The organism is Paraburkholderia sp. EG286A (genome assembly GCF_040965375.1).
Taxonomy (GTDB): Bacteria; Pseudomonadota; Gammaproteobacteria; order Burkholderiales; family Burkholderiaceae; genus Paraburkholderia.
Genome location: NZ_JBFRCB010000002.1, coordinates 574,673 through 588,885 on the forward strand (window position 1 = coordinate 574,673; position 14,213 = coordinate 588,885).

The window sequence follows — 14,213 nt, forward strand, 5'->3', positions numbered from 1 at the left end:
AAACGTCCTACCGCGCTTCGATGCGCTTCATCGGAAAACTCTCATGCTGAGCGGAAACATACTCACCCCTGAAGGCTGGATCCACGGCACGCTGTCGTTCGAGAACGGACGCATCACCGCGATCACGGGCGAGGCCACCGATCCGGCGAACAACGACGCGCCCTACATCCTGCCGGGCTTCATCGACCTGCACGTGCACGGCGGCGGCGGCGCCGACGTGATGGAAGCCGGCGACGCGATCGAAACCATCGCGCGCACCCACGCCCGCTACGGCACCACGAGCCTGCTGGCCACCACCATGACCGCCCCGCGCGACGAGCTGATGAACGTCGTCGCGGGCCTCGGCAACGTCACGCGCAATCGCACGGCGGGCGGCGCGCGCGTGCTGGGCGTGCACCTCGAAGGCCCGTACATCAACCCGGGCAAGCTCGGCGCGCAGCCCGACGCCGCCGTTTCGGCCGTGCTCGACGAAGTGCTCAAGTACCTCTCGATCGCGCCGATTCGCGTGGTGACCGTGGCGCCCGAGATCGCGGGCCATATCGAGATCATCGGCGAGATGGCGGCGCGCGGCGTGCGCGTGCAGATCGGCCACTCGCTCGCGACCTACGACGACGCCGTGGCCGCGCTCAAGCACGGCGCCTGCGGCTTCACGCACCTCTTCAACGCGATGTCGCCGCTGCACCATCGCAACCCTGGCGTGGTCGGCGCGGCGCTCGCGCATGCCGAGTACGCGGAGATCATTCCCGACCTGCTGCATGTGCATCCCGGTGCGATTCGCGCCGCGCTGCGCGCCATTCCGCGCCTCTACGTGGTGACCGACAGCACCTCGGCCACCGGCATGCCCGACGGCGAATACCGCCTCGGCAGCCAGCACGTGACGAAGTGCCTTGGCGGCGTGCGTCTCGCCGACGGCACGCTCGCGGGCAGCACCCTCACCATGGACCAGGCGCTGCGCAACCTCGTCTCGATCGGCCTGCCGATCGCGGACGTGTCCGCGCGCCTGTCGCGCTATGCCGCCGATTACCTCGGCATCGAAGACCGTGGCCGCCTCGTGCGCGGCGCATGGGCCGATGTCAACGTGTTCGATCGCGAGCTGGCGCTCACCGCGACCTACGTCGAAGGAGAATCGATTGTCGAATATGCTTAAGGAAGCGCTGGCCTCGGCCAGCGTCGTCGCCGCGCAGCTCGCGGACACCTCGCGCGTCGAGGCGCTCGCCCGCGCGCTGGAGGCCGAACCGCGCCACGTCGCGCTCACCGTCGCGCGCGGCAGTTCGGACCACGCGGCGAGCTACTTCGCTGCGCTCACCATGAGCCGCATCGGCATCCCGGTGGCCACGCTGCCGATGTCGATCGCGACGCTCCAGCAGGCGCCCTTACGCGTGCGCGGCCAGTTTGCCCTTGCTTTCTCCCAATCGGGTAGGAGTCCTGATCTGGTCGCGACGATCAAGGCGCTGCGCGAAGCCGGCGCGCTGACGGCGGCGATGGTCAACGTCACGGGCTCGCCGCTCGCCGAGGCCGCCGGCACGGAGCTGCCGCTCCTCGCCGGTCCCGAGCTGAGCGTGGCGGCCACCAAGAGCTATATCGCGATGCTCGCGATGTCGGCGCAGCTCGTCGGCTTCTGGCAGCGCGACGCCGCGTTCCTCGACGCCGTGCGCGCGCTGCCCGACGCGCTCGATCGCGCAGGCACGCTCGACTGGTCGAAGGCCGTCGAAGAATTGCGCGACGTGAAACAGATGATTGTGATCGGCCGCGGTCCGGGCCTCGCCGTTGCGCAGGAGGCTGCGCTCAAGCTCAAGGAAACCTCGGGCATTCAGGCCGAAGCGTTTTCGAGCGCCGAAGTGCGCCATGGCCCGATGGAGCTGATCGACCGCGATTACCCGCTGCTCGTGTTCGCCCCGCGCGGGCCGGAGCAGGCAGGCCTGATCGAATTCGCACGCGACATGGAAAAGCGCGGAGCGCGCGTGCTGCTCGCGGCGCCCGCCGACGTGGCCGGCGCGGCGCTGCCGCTCGAAACGGCTGCCGATGCGGCACTCGATCCCATCGCGGCCATCTTGTCGTTCTATGTGATGGCGGCGGGCCTTGCCGCCGCGCGCGGCCGCAATCCTGACGAGCCGCGTTACCTGAACAAAGTCACCGAAACCCACTAGATTGGAAAGCGAATGGAACGCATCGAGGAGTCTCGCCTGATGGATCCGCATACTCGCGTCGAGGGGCACATCGTACTGGTCTCTCCGCTCACCGGGCCGGTCGTGCCGCTCGCGTCGGTGCCCGATCCGGTGTTCTCGGAAGGGTTGTTCGGCGACGGCATCGGCGTCGATCCGCTCGTCGGCCGCGTTGTCGCGCCGTGCGACGGTATCGTCGTGCATCTCGCGCGCACCGGCCACGCGGTCACGCTGCAATCGGCCGAAGGCGCACAGGTGCTCGTGCACGTCGGCATCGACACTGTCGAGCTCAACGGCAAGGGCTTCACGCCGAAGGTCGCGCAGGGCGCCCAGGTGCGCCTCGGCGAGACGTTGATCGAGTTCGATCTCGACGTGGTGGCGTGCAATGCGCCGAGCCTCGTTTCGGTCGTCGCGATCGCCAATTCGGATGCCTTCGAAGTGATCGAGCGCGCGGGCGCGGGTCACGTCGAAGCGGGCAAGTCCGCGCTGCTCGTGCTGCGCGTGCGCGACGGCGCGGAGATCGCGGCCGCCCACGAATTGATTGCGAACGAAGTGCGCCGCAACGTCACGCTCACGCATGCGGGCGGTCTGCATGCGCGGCCCGCGGCGCGGGCGCGCGAAGCGGTGCGCGGCGTCGACGCGCGCGTCGAGGTCCGCTTTGGCGAGCGCAAGTCCGCCATCGAGAGCGTCGTCGGCCTGTTGAGCCTTGGCGCGGGCGAGGGCGCGACCATCGAACTCGTCGGCATCGGTCTTGAGGCGCAGCGCGCCGTGGACGCCGTCGCGAACGAGCTCCTGCGCGAAGCGCCCGGCGAGGGCGGCGAAGCGCCGGCGCGGCAGCAGTCGCCCGCGCCCGTGATGCAGGAAGCCGCGGCCGCCGTGGCGTCGTCCGCCGAGCCGGGCGTGCTCGCGGGCGTGTGCGCGGCGCCGGGCGTCGCGGTGGGCAAGCTGGTGCGCTGGGACGAAGCCGAACTGACGCCGCCCGAACTCGCGAGCGGCCCGTCGGCCGCGGAAAGCCGCGCGCTCGACAAGGCGATCGCCGCGGTGGACGCCGAGCTGAACCAGAGCGTGCGCACGGCTTCGCAGCGCGGCGCGATCGGCGAGGCGGGCATCTTCACGATGCACCGCGTGCTGCTCGAAGACCCGACGCTCGTCGACGCCGCGCGCGACGCGATCAGCCTCGGCAAGAGCGCGGGCTACGCGTGGCGCGAAGCGATCCGCGCGCAGATCGTGGTGCTCGGCAAGGTGGACGATCCGCTGCTCGCGGAGCGCGCCGCCGACCTGCGCGACCTCGAAAAGCGCGTGCTGCGCGCGCTCGGTCTGTCGAACGCGGCCGCGCGCACGCTGCCCGAAGAAGCCGTGCTCGCCGCCGACGAATTCACGCCCTCCGATCTCGCCTCGCTCGACCGCAAGCGCGTGATGGCGCTCGTGATGGCGCGCGGCGGCGCGACCTCGCACGCTTCGATCATCGCGCGCCAGGCCGGCATTCCCGCGCTCGTCGCGCTCGGCGACGCGCTGCATGCAGTGCCCGAGGGCACAGAGGTGGTCATCGATGCGGGTGCTGGCCGCTTTGCGTACACGCCGAGTGCGCTCGACATCGAACGCGCGCGCAGCGAAAAGCAGCGCCAGGCCGGCGTGCGCGAAGCGAACCGCCGCACCTCGCACGAAGCTGCAGCCACGCGCGACGGCCACGCGGTGGAAGTCGCCGCGAACATCGCGACGCTGGAGGACGCCAACACGGCCGTGGATAACGGCGCGGACGCCGTGGGCCTGCTGCGCACGGAGCTGCTCTTCATCCATCGCCAGGCCGCGCCGACGGTGGAAGACCATCTTCAGAGCTACCAGGCCATCACGGACGCCCTCGCGGGCCGCACGGCGATCATCCGCACGCTCGACGTGGGCGCGGACAAGGAAGTCGACTATCTCACGCTGCCGCCCGAGCCGAATCCGGCGCTGGGTCTGCGCGGCATCCGCCTCGCGCAGGTGCGGCCCGATCTGCTGGACGACCAGCTGCGCGGACTCGTCGCCGTGAAGCCGGCGGGCAAGGTGCGCATCCTGCTGCCGATGGTGACCGACGTGGGCGAACTCGTGCGTCTGCGCGAGCGCATCGACACGTTCGCACGCGAAGCGGGCCGCACGGAGCCGATCGAGGTGGGCGTGATGATCGAGGTGCCCTCGGCGGCGCTGCTCGCGGACCAGCTCGCGCGCCATGCCGATTTCCTCTCGATCGGCACCAACGACCTCACGCAGTACACGCTCGCGATGGACCGTTGCCAGCCCGACCTCGCGGCGCAGGCCGACGGTCTGCACCCGGCCGTGCTGCGTCTCGTGGCGGCGACGGTCGAGGGCGCGAACAAGCACGGCAAGTGGGTCGGCGTGTGCGGCGCGCTGGCGGGCGATCCGCTCGCGGTGCCGCTGCTCGTCGGCCTCGGCGTGACGGAGCTTTCCGTCGATCCGGTTTCGGTGCCGTCGATCAAGGCGCGCGTGCGCAAGCTCGATTACAACGACTGTTGCCAGCGCGCGCAGAACGCCCTCGCACTCGAATCGGCGCAAGCCGTGCGTGCGGCAAGCCGCGAAAGCTGGCCGCTCGATTGATGATTTCTGTTTCACCCACCCTGAGTAATCCTTAGAAACACGCCGGCGTGCGCAGCGATCGCGCGCCGGCTTCTCTCACCCACACACGTCAAGCAAGAGATAGAGACTGGAGGCAGTTCAATGGATGGCAATCCGTTTCTCAAGATTCAAAGCCTCGGCCGCGCGCTGATGCTTCCCATCGCAGTGCTGCCGGTCGCCGGCATCCTGCTTCGTTTCGGCCAGGCCGACATGCTCAACATCAAGATCATCGCCGACGCGGGCGGCGCGATCTTCGATAACCTGCCGTTGCTGTTCGCGATCGGCATTGCGGTGGGCTTCGCGAAAGACAACAACGGCGTCGCCGGCCTCGCGGGCGCGCTGGGCTATCTGGTCCAGATCGCCGTGATGAAGGACATCAACGACAAGCTCAACATGGGCGTGCTGTCGGGCGTGGTGGCCGGTGTCGTCGCGGGCATGCTGTACAACCGCTTCAAGGACATCAAGCTGCCCGAGTTCCTCGCGTTCTTCGGCGGCAAACGCTTCGTGCCGATCGTCACGGGGCTCACGTGTCTCGTGCTGGGTATCGTGTTCGGCTACGTGTGGGGACCGGTGCAGGGCGTGATCGACACCGCCGGCCACTGGCTCACCACGGCGGGCGCGATCGGCACCTTCGTGTACGGCTTGCTCAACCGGCTCCTGCTCGTCACGGGTCTGCACCACATCCTCAACTCGCTCGTGTGGTTCGTGTTCGGCTCGTTCACGCCGGCAGCCGGCGGCGCGGCCGTCACGGGCGACCTGCACCGCTTCTTCGCGGGCGACCCCACGGCGGGCAGCTTCATGGCCGGATTCTTCCCGGTGATGATGTTCGGCCTGCCGGCAGCGTGTCTCGCGATGCTGCACGAAGCCCCGAAGGACAAGCGCGCGATGGTGGGCGGCCTGCTGTTTTCGATGGCGCTCACCTCGTTCCTCACGGGCGTAACGGAGCCGATCGAGTTCACGTTCATGTTCCTCGCGCCCGTGCTCTACGCGATCCACGCAGTGCTCACGGGGCTGTCGCTCGCGATCTGCTCGCTGCTTGGCATCAAGCTCGGCTTCACCTTCTCGGCGGGCGCGATCGACTACGTGCTGAACTACGGGCTCTCCACGCACGGCTGGTATGCGATTCCGCTCGGCGCGGTCTATGCGGTCGTGTACTACGGGCTGTTCCGCTTCTTCATCCGCCGCTTCAATCTGCCCACGCCTGGCCGTGAAGCCTCGGCGGGCGATACGGCAATCGCCTCGTCGATGTCGGGCGTTGCGGTGGCGGCCGGCGGCGCGGCCGCGGCATCGCTCTCGCGCGCCGCGCGTTACATCGATGCGCTGGGCGGCGCGGCCAACCTCAAGGTGGTCGATGCCTGCACGACGCGTCTGCGTCTCACGGTGGCCGACCCGGCGCATGTTTCCGAGCCGGCCTTGAAGGCGATCGGCGCGCGCGGCGTGCTCAAGCGCGGCGGCGAAAGCGTGCAGGTGGTCATCGGGCCGGAAGCGGACATCATCGCCGATGAGATTCGCGGTGAGATCGCACGCGGCGGCGCGGCGGCTGGCAAGGCGACACCCGCGGCGCAGCCTGCGGTTCAGGCCGTCCAGGCTGCTCAGGCGAGCGCGAGCGCGGATGTTGCGCAGGGCCCGCTCGATCCGAATCCGTCGCGCTGGCTCGCGGTGTTCGGCGGCGTTGCCAACATCGTCTCGCTCGACGCGGTGGCGGCCACGCGCCTGCGCGTGATCGTGCGCGACCCGGCGGCCGTGGATCGCGAGAAGCTCGGCGCGCTCGACATGGTGTGGACTTCGGTCGATACGCTGCACATCGTGGTCGGCGACGCCGCGCCGCGCTATGCACGCGAGCTGGCGCTCCAGCCGGCCTAACCGATTCGCTGTATGCCTGTGAAAAACGCCGCGGCACCTGCCGCGGCGTTTTTGTTTCCAGCGCCCGCTCAATCGCCTGGGCGCTCAGTACAGCGTATGGTGGTTGTCCTGTATCGCGCTGGCGGTGATCTTGCCGCGCATCACGCGATAGACCCACGCGGTGTAGCCGAGCACGATCGGCAGAAAAATGATGACGGCCACCAGCATGATCTCGAGCGTCATCTTGCTCGAGGTCGCGTCCCAGACCGTGAGGCTCGAACGCGGGTCGAGCGAGGAGGGCATGATGAACGGGAACATCGAAAAGCCCGCAGTCAGAATCACGCCGACGATCTGCAGCCCCGTGCTCAAGAACGCGAGCCGCTCGAAGCGCGAGCCCGCAAGCGCGAACGCGAGCACGCCGCCGAGCACGCCCAGGGCGGGGGCGAGCGCCATCCACGGATAGAGCCCGTAATTCGCGAGCCAGAGCCCGGGCCCCGAATCGACGCTTTTCAGGAGCGGATTGGCCACCGTGTCCAACGGCGCCGGCGACGTGATCGTATAGCCGCCGATGAGTGTCGCCACGAGCGCGCCCGCCACGAGGAACAACACGATCGTGAGCGCCGAGAAAAGCCGCAGCGCCTTCGAAGCGCGCATGGCGACGACGCCATCGGTCTTCCTCTTCAGGAACGCGGCGCCGTGGGCGGTGAGCATGCACAGGCTCACCAGTCCGCAGATCAGCGCGAACGGATTGAGGAGTGCGAAGAAGCTGCCGTGATACGTCACGCGCAGATCCGTGTCGTAGGCGAACGGCACGCCCTGGAGCAGATTGCCGAACGCCACGCCGAACACGAGCGCGGGCACGAAGCCGCCGATAAAGAGACCGCAGTCCCACCCCTGGCGCCATCGCACGTCCACGCGCTTGCCGCGATAGTCGAAGCCCACGGGGCGGAAAAACAGCGAGAACAGCACGAGCAGCATGGCGAAGTAGAAGCCCGAGAACGACGCCGCATAGGCGAGCGGCCACGCGGCGAACATCGCGCCGCCCGCCGTGATGAACCAGACCTGGTTGCCCTCCCACGTCGCGCCGACCGCGTTGATGACGATGCGGCGCTCCTCGTCGGTCTTGCCGACGAAGGGCAGCAGCACGGCCGCACCCATGTCGAAGCCGTCGGTGAGCGCAAAGCCGATCAGCAGCACGCCGATCAGCACCCACCAGATCAACTTGAGCGTTGCGTAGTCCATGGCGTGTTTCCTCGCGTCTTTCGGTTTCTCGCAGCAATCACGAGACCTTGCCGCCGGTGGCCAGCGCGGCCGTCTGCTCGTGGAAGTAGCGACCGGTATGCAGCGACGAGGGCCCGAGGCGCGCGTACTTGAACATCAGCGTGATCTCGATGATGAAGAGCAGCGTGTAGAAGATCACGAAGCCCGCGATGCTCAGCATCACGTCGCCGGGTGCGAGGCTCGAAGCCGAAAGACGCGTGGGCAGCACTTCCGCGATGGTCCACGGCTGGCGGCCGGTTTCAGCGACGACCCAGCCGAACTCGGCGGCGAGCCACGGCAGCGGGATGGCCACCAGCGCCCAGCCGAGGAACCAGCGGCGGCTGTCCTTGAGCAGCGAGCGCTGCGCACAGAACCAGAAGGCGAGTACGAAGGTCACGAGAAAGAGGATGCCGAGACCCACCATCACGCGGAACGACCAGAACACCGGCGCGACGGCCGGAATCGCCGTTCGCGACGCAGCCCTGATCTGCTCGGAAGTCGCGTCGACCACGTTCGGCGTGAACCGCTTCAAGAGCAGGCCGTAGCCGAGATCGGCCTTGTGCGCCTCGAACACGTCGCGCGTTTCGGTGTCGGCGGTGCCTTCCTTCATCTTTTGCAGCGCGGCGTAGGCGAGCATGCCATTGCGGATGCGCACTTCGGCGCGGCCCATCAGGTCTTTCAGGCCGATCACGGGCGTGTCGATCGAGCGCGTGGCGATGATGCCCATCAGCCAGGGAATGCGGATCGCGTAGTCGGTGCGTTCTTCCTTCTGGTTAGGCAGACCGAATAGCGTGAAGGGCGCGGGGGCGGGCGCGGTCTCCCATTCAGACTCGATGGCGGCGAGCTTGACCTGCTGTACCACGCCGTCGGTGTAGCCCGATTCGTCGCCGAGGATCAGCACGCATAGCGTCGATGCAAGGCCGAAGCCCGCGGCGATCGCGTACGAGCGCAGGGCGAACTCGACGTCGCGCCGGCGCAGCAGGTACCACGACGAAATGCCGAGCACGAACATCGACGCCGTCACATAGCCGGCCGAAACCGTGTGCACGAACTTCACCTGCGCGACGGGGTTGAAGATCACCGCGAACAGGCTGGTGAGTTCCATGCGCATGGTTTCGTAGTTGAACGACGCGCCCACGGGGTTCTGCATCCAGCCGTTGGCAATGAGAATCCACAGCGCCGAGAGGTTCGAGCCGAGCGCGACGAGAAACGTGGTGAAGAGGTGCGCGCCTTTCGACAGCCGATTCCAGCCGAAGAAGAACACCCCGACAAAGGTCGATTCGAGGAAGAACGCCGCGAGCCCTTCCACGGCGAGCGGCACGCCGAAAATGTCGCCCACGTAGTGCGAGTAGTACGACCAGTTGGTGCCGAACTGGAACTCCATCGTGAGGCCGGTGGTGACGCCCATCGCGAAATTGATGGCGAAGAGCTTGCCCCAGAACTGCGTCATGTCCTTGTAGATCTCCTTGCCGGTCATCACATAGACGGACTCCATGATGACGAGCAGCCATGAGAGGCCGAGCGTGAGGGGCACGAACAGGAAGTGGTAGAGCGCGGTGATGGCGAACTGAAGACGCGAGAGTTCCACCGATTCAATCGTGGGCATGACGGTCTCCTCGCGGCGGCGGCATGGTCTGGGATTGGGACGCGGACGGCTTGAGCGCCGTAGACTCGGGCACGGCCAGGATGGCCTGCGCGACAGCGGCAGGCGGCATGTGCATGTCTTCTGCCTGCGGGTGATTGAAGAACGCGTATTTGAGCGCCATCAAGAGGAGGAGCTTGACGGCGAGAACGAGGGCAATATCGCGCGCGAAGGTGGGGCCGCGCATCCACTGCAGGATGCGCGTGCGCAGCAGCGACGGTGCGCGCTGGCGTTGACCGGATGCCGGGATCATGACGACGGGTGCCCTCGAACGCGTTACGAGGCCAGACCGCGGCGCGGCGTCTGGCTCACCACCTCGAAATCATCTTAGGGTGGAATCAGCGAGGCCGGTACGAAGGTGCGCAGCTTGCGGGGCGCGCAAAAGAAAAACCCCGTTCGCGGGAACGGGGTTTTCGGTGTGGCGTGAAGACCTGGCGACGCTTACGCGTAGTCGGCGAGCGCGGTGCGCATCTTCTTCATGGCGCTCGCCTCGATCTGGCGAATGCGCTCGGCCGAAACGCCGAACTCGTCGGCCAGTTCGTGCAGGGTCGAGCCGCCCGAACCGTCGTCGTCCACGTTGAGCCAGCGCGCCTCGATGATGCGGCGGCTGCGTGCGTCGAGCGCTTCCAGCGCGCTCGCAATGCCGTCCGACTGCAGGCGGTCGCGCGAACGTGCGGCGAGCACGGCGCTCGGCTCGCTGTGCGAGTCGGCGAGCCAGGCGATCGGGGCGAACGACTCCTCGCCGTCTTCGGTCTGGCCTTCGAGCGCGATGTCGGCGCCCGAGAGCCGCGTTTCCATTTCCACGACCTCTTCGCGCTTCACGTTCAGTTCCTGCGCGAGGCCATCGATTTCTTCCGGCGTGAACGACTGCAGGCCCTGCTTGTGGCTGCGCAGGTTGAAGAACAGCTTGCGCTGCGCCTTGGTCGTGGCGACCTTCACCATGCGCCAGTTGCGCAGGATGTACTCGTGGATCTCAGCCTTGATCCAGTGCATGGCGTATGACACGAGGCGCACGTTCTGCTCGGGGTCGAAGCGCTTCACGGCCTTCATCAGGCCGATGTTGCCTTCCTGGATCAGGTCGGCGTGCGGCAGGCCGTAACCGAGATAATTGCGCGCGATCGACACCACGAGACGCAGGTGCGACAGCACCAGGCGGCGCGCGCCTTCAAGATTGTTCTGCTCGCGAAACTCGGTCGCGAACTGACGCTCTTCTTGTGGCGTCAGCATCGGGATCCGGTTCACGGCCTGAATATAAGCGTCGATGTTGCCCAGCTGGCCGGGCAACAGGGAAGCATTCGCGAGCGCCAATGAGCCCCCGGCCTTGGCCGACGACGGGCTCAGCGTACTCGGAAGGGTCATGGTCATTGCGTTGCTCACGTAGCGAACTCCTCAGGAATCTTGCAAAAGTCAGACACCGACTCCACGGTGGATGTTAGCACTCTGAATCCCCGAGTGCTAATACTTGGAGTCTGTAGGGGCTTCAAGGTTCCTTGATTCCTATCGAAATGGTTGTATCGATAGATTACACTAAACGCCGGCAGTCAAGCGGGGTGGGGCCTGGCGCCCGGCGCAGGCCCGCACAGGGGGCAGGCCGAAGGAACACTCTAGAACGGGGCAGTAGTCCGGCGCGAAGGGCGCGGGAAATAAAGGGTGGAATCAGCGACGCTCGAAGGGCCGCGGAGCGCCTGGACCTTGCCACGGAATCTGACAAATAGACATCGGACAAAGACGAAAGTGCTGCGCTGCGACATCCGGGCGCGGCGGCGCGGATGACGCTACCGCCACGCGCGGTTTTCACCGGGCGCGTGGCGTATGCACCATACATGGAGGCGTTGTCTTTGATCGCAAGTATCCTTGCGCCAAAACCTGGTATAAATTTCAGCCAGACGTATGCAGAAAATCTTCGGCGTAGATCTGCGCTCAGGCGCGGACCGACGCGCAAGGGGCTCGAGCGATGGCGGCAAAACTAATCGATGCGATTCGCGGACTTGAGCGCGAGCGCTTTCGCGCGATGGTCGACGGCGACGGCACGTCGCTGGACCAGTTGCTGTCCGATCACGCGACCTTCGTGCACACCAACGGCAAACGCGAGACCAAGCAGCAGTTCATCGAGGCGATCACGGCGGGCCGCCGCCGCTACCGCCAGATCGAGATCCAGTCGCAGGATGTGCTGCACGCGGGCAACGAGGCCTGCGTGGTCTCCGGCCGCGTGCTCATCGAGATGGAAGCGAACAACGGTGCGCTGCTCTTTCCGATTGCCTATACGGCGATCCAGACGCAGGAAGGGGGCCACTGGCGTCTGCTCGCATGGCAGGCGACGCGTTGCGCGATCGAGTGACGACCGGTAAGTCCACTCGCTGAAACGCCGCGTAGGCGCTTCAGGCGCACGCCGGCGGCCCGTTTTGCCGCTGGCGCTCAACAATGCCGCCGATTTCCCTGCTCAAACTCAAACTGCTTCGCACATCGCGCGCGGAAGGTGTCAGGCCGCTGCGCGCCGATCCACTTGCGGCCAGACTGCGCGATTCACCGCGCTGACGACTGCCGCGACGCACGCGTGGACCGCGTCTTCGCCCACGCCCACGCCGTGGCGCAGCGGCTGGCCGCCCACGCGCGCGCCGACGAACACGGCCGTGCCGCCCTGCGAGGTGCGTTCGGTCTCGAACGACGTGATTTCGATGCGTTCGCCGGCCATCGCCGCGATGGCGGCGGCCACGGCTTGCGCATGCGCTTCGTCGCTGCTCGCGGCGGCCGGCATGGCCACTTCACGGCCCTCCCAGCGCACACGGCCCGAACCAGCGTTGGCGGCCGGCCCGTGCGTCTCGTAGTACTCACGCGCGAACAGTGCGCAGACCGCATCGCCCGTGACTTCTTCACCCGACGTATCGGCGACGGTCTGCACGGCGTGGCTGAACTCGATCTGCACGCGGCGCGGCGGCGTGAAGCCCATGCCGCGCTCGAGCAGATAGGTCGCACCACCCTTGCCCGACTGGCTGTTCACGCGGATCACCGCGTCATAGCTGCGGCCGAGGTCGGCGGGATCGATCGGCAGATACGGCACTTCCCAGACGGTGCCGGGCTGCTGCTGCGCGAAGCCCTTGCGGATCGCGTCCTGGTGGGAGCCCGAAAACGCGGTGAACACGAGGTCGCCCGCGTACGGATGGCGCGGATGCACGGGCAACTGGTTGCAGCGCTCGACCACGCGGCGCACGGCGTCGATGTCGGAGAAGTCGAGGCCCGGGTCGATGCCCTGGGTGTAGAGGTTCATCGCGAGCGTGACGAGATCGACGTTGCCGGTGCGCTCGCCGTTGCCGAAGAGGCAGCCTTCGATCCGGTCCGCGCCCGCGAGCAGCGCCATTTCGGCGGCGGCCACCGCCGTGCCGCGGTCGTTGTGCGGATGCACCGACAGCACGATGCTGTCGCGGTACGCGAGATTGCGGTCCATCCACTCGATCTGGTCGGCGTAGACGTTGGGCATCGCGGCTTCGACGGTCGCCGGAAGATTCACGATCATCTTGTGATCGCGCGTCGGGCGCCACGTCTGGGCCACCGCGTCGCAGACTTCGCGCGCGAAAGTCAGCTCGGTCATGCTGAAGGTTTCGGGCGAATACTGGTAAGTCCAGTGCGTTTGCGGGTTTTTATCGGCATGTTCGCGGATGATGCGCGTGCCTTCGACTGCGAGCGCTTTTACTTCCTCCTTCGACTGGCCGAACACGATCTTGCGGAACGACGGGCAGATCGCGTTGTAGAGGTGGACGATGGCCCGCGGCACGCCTTCGAGCGCTTCGAACGTGCGCGCAATCAATTCTTCGCGCGACTGCACGAGCACCTCGATCGTCACGTCGTCGGGAATGCGCTTTTCGTCGATCAGCTTGCGCACGAAATCGAAGTCGGTCTGCGAAGCGGACGGAAAGCCGACTTCGATTTCCTTGAAGCCGATCGCGACGAGCATGTCGAAGAATTCGGTCTTCTGCTCGATGCTCATCGGCTCGATCAGTGACTGGTTGCCGTCGCGCAGGTCGGTGCTCATCCAGATCGGCGCGCGCTCGACGGTGCGCGTCGGCCATTTGCGGCCGTTCAAGCGGATGGCGGGGAAAGGGCGGTACTTCTCGGCGGGATTACGCAACATGACGAGCCTCGTTCTTCATGGTGTCGTTTGCGATGGCGGTCGGCAGCGGGCGGCTGGCGGGCTGGCGACGGAGCACGATGCGCGAAACTTCACGCGTACGGGCGGCAACCTCGGACGCGAAGAAGACGGCCACGGTGACGGCGGTAGCCGGCGCGGCGAAAGCGGACGTGAACGATGCCCATGCAACGTGCATTTTGACCTCGCGACTCGTCCGAACGGTAAGCGGACGAATGCAGACGACAGGTTGTAGAGATACAGCGGATTTGGGGTACTGCGAGAACTGCTTTGGGAGGACCGCGGTGACCGGAGGAGGAGGTCGTTGCGGCGCTACACCAGCTTTAGGCCAGGCGTAGCGATAGGGCCGATAGTCGGCCGAGGGTAATTCGGAGGGTGTTCGGGTAGGAACGCATTCGTCCAATGTAAATCAGGGCGGATGCGTGTGTCAACAGAGAATTTGCAGATTGACCGCGTGAAGATGCGTGGAGATGGCCGACGAAGCGTGCCGATGCGCTTGTGGCAGAGCGCGCGGGTCGCCCGCCCCGCATGGCTTTCAGCGGCTTGGGCGACGTGT

10 protein-coding genes are annotated in these 14,213 nt (G+C 66.7%); 5 read left to right on the plus strand and 5 right to left on the minus strand.

Annotated elements, in window-relative coordinates; all coding sequences use genetic code 11:
• Positions 1 to 43 precede the first annotated feature (43 nt).
• The 4 genes from nagA (at position 44) to nagE (ending at position 6,635) form a co-directional block, all read left to right on the plus strand.
• Positions 44 to 1,147, plus strand: coding sequence for an N-acetylglucosamine-6-phosphate deacetylase (gene nagA / locus AB4Y35_RS09315; protein ID WP_368704192.1), 1,104 nt, complete (start codon positions 44 to 46; stop codon positions 1,145 to 1,147).
• Positions 1,140 to 2,147, plus strand: a complete 1,008-nt coding sequence (locus tag AB4Y35_RS09320) for an SIS domain-containing protein (RefSeq protein ID WP_368704637.1) — start codon at positions 1,140 to 1,142, stop codon at positions 2,145 to 2,147. Before nagA ends, AB4Y35_RS09320 begins: the two co-directional genes overlap by 8 nt.
• A 12-nt stretch (positions 2,148 to 2,159) precedes the next feature.
• The gene (ptsP, locus tag AB4Y35_RS09325; RefSeq protein WP_368704193.1) at positions 2,160 to 4,754 is read left to right on the plus strand and encodes a phosphoenolpyruvate--protein phosphotransferase; all 2,595 of its coding nucleotides are present in this window, start codon (positions 2,160 to 2,162) and stop codon (positions 4,752 to 4,754) included.
• 120 nt (positions 4,755 to 4,874) lie between these two features.
• Positions 4,875 to 6,635, plus strand: coding sequence for an N-acetylglucosamine-specific PTS transporter subunit IIBC (gene nagE / locus AB4Y35_RS09330; protein ID WP_368704194.1), 1,761 nt, complete (start codon positions 4,875 to 4,877; stop codon positions 6,633 to 6,635).
• Positions 6,636 to 6,719: 84 nt separating this feature from the next.
• Here the strand turns inward: nagE and cydB are convergent, their stop codons facing one another.
• The 4 genes from cydB to rpoH form a co-directional block, all read right to left on the minus strand.
• Positions 6,720 to 7,856 carry a cytochrome d ubiquinol oxidase subunit II gene (gene cydB / locus AB4Y35_RS09335; protein WP_368692464.1) on the minus strand — a complete coding sequence of 379 codons (1,137 nt, stop codon included), beginning with the start codon at positions 7,854 to 7,856 and terminating at the stop codon, positions 6,720 to 6,722.
• Positions 7,857 to 7,893: 37 nt separating this feature from the next.
• Entirely contained in the window at positions 7,894 to 9,480 is a 1,587-nt protein-coding gene (locus AB4Y35_RS09340) for a cytochrome ubiquinol oxidase subunit I (RefSeq protein WP_342919463.1), read from the minus strand.
• Positions 9,467 to 9,769: a cytochrome oxidase putative small subunit CydP gene (gene cydP, locus AB4Y35_RS09345; protein ID WP_368704195.1), complete on the minus strand. Its 303-nt coding sequence runs from the start codon at positions 9,767 to 9,769 to the stop codon at positions 9,467 to 9,469. The genes AB4Y35_RS09340 and cydP overlap by 14 nt, the downstream gene beginning before the upstream one ends.
• A 188-nt stretch (positions 9,770 to 9,957) precedes the next feature.
• Positions 9,958 to 10,893, minus strand: coding sequence for an RNA polymerase sigma factor RpoH (gene rpoH, locus AB4Y35_RS09350; RefSeq protein ID WP_069264904.1), 936 nt, complete (start codon positions 10,891 to 10,893; stop codon positions 9,958 to 9,960).
• A gap of 577 nt (positions 10,894 to 11,470) precedes the next feature.
• On the opposite strand from rpoH, the gene AB4Y35_RS09355 reads away from it, so the two are divergent.
• Complete coding sequence (locus AB4Y35_RS09355) at positions 11,471 to 11,854, plus strand: nuclear transport factor 2 family protein (RefSeq protein ID WP_042270104.1); 384 nt, start codon at positions 11,471 to 11,473, stop codon at positions 11,852 to 11,854.
• Positions 11,855 to 11,995: 141 nt separating this feature from the next.
• Here AB4Y35_RS09355 and leuA read toward each other — a convergent pair whose 3' ends face one another.
• Positions 11,996 to 13,642 (minus strand): 2-isopropylmalate synthase, encoded by a 1,647-nt coding sequence (leuA, locus tag AB4Y35_RS09360; RefSeq protein WP_368704196.1) that lies wholly within the window; start codon positions 13,640 to 13,642, stop codon positions 11,996 to 11,998.
• Between the last annotated feature and the right edge of the window lie 571 nt (positions 13,643 to 14,213).

Coding starts and splice junctions, on each gene's coding strand:
- cydB (WP_368692464.1), bottom strand. CDS start 7,856: ATGGACTACGCAACGCTCAAGTTGATCTGGTGGGTGCTGATCGGCGTG.
- leuA (WP_368704196.1), bottom strand. CDS start 13,642: ATGTTGCGTAATCCCGCCGAGAAGTACCGCCCTTTCCCCGCCATCCGC.
- cydP (WP_368704195.1), bottom strand. CDS start 9,769: ATGATCCCGGCATCCGGTCAACGCCAGCGCGCACCGTCGCTGCTGCGC.
- ptsP (WP_368704193.1), top strand. CDS start 2,160: ATGGAACGCATCGAGGAGTCTCGCCTGATGGATCCGCATACTCGCGTC.
- nagE (WP_368704194.1), top strand. CDS start 4,875: ATGGATGGCAATCCGTTTCTCAAGATTCAAAGCCTCGGCCGCGCGCTG.
- AB4Y35_RS09355 (WP_042270104.1), top strand. CDS start 11,471: ATGGCGGCAAAACTAATCGATGCGATTCGCGGACTTGAGCGCGAGCGC.
- AB4Y35_RS09320 (WP_368704637.1), top strand. CDS start 1,140: ATGCTTAAGGAAGCGCTGGCCTCGGCCAGCGTCGTCGCCGCGCAGCTC.
- nagA (WP_368704192.1), top strand. CDS start 44: ATGCTGAGCGGAAACATACTCACCCCTGAAGGCTGGATCCACGGCACG.
- AB4Y35_RS09340 (WP_342919463.1), bottom strand. CDS start 9,480: ATGCCCACGATTGAATCGGTGGAACTCTCGCGTCTTCAGTTCGCCATC.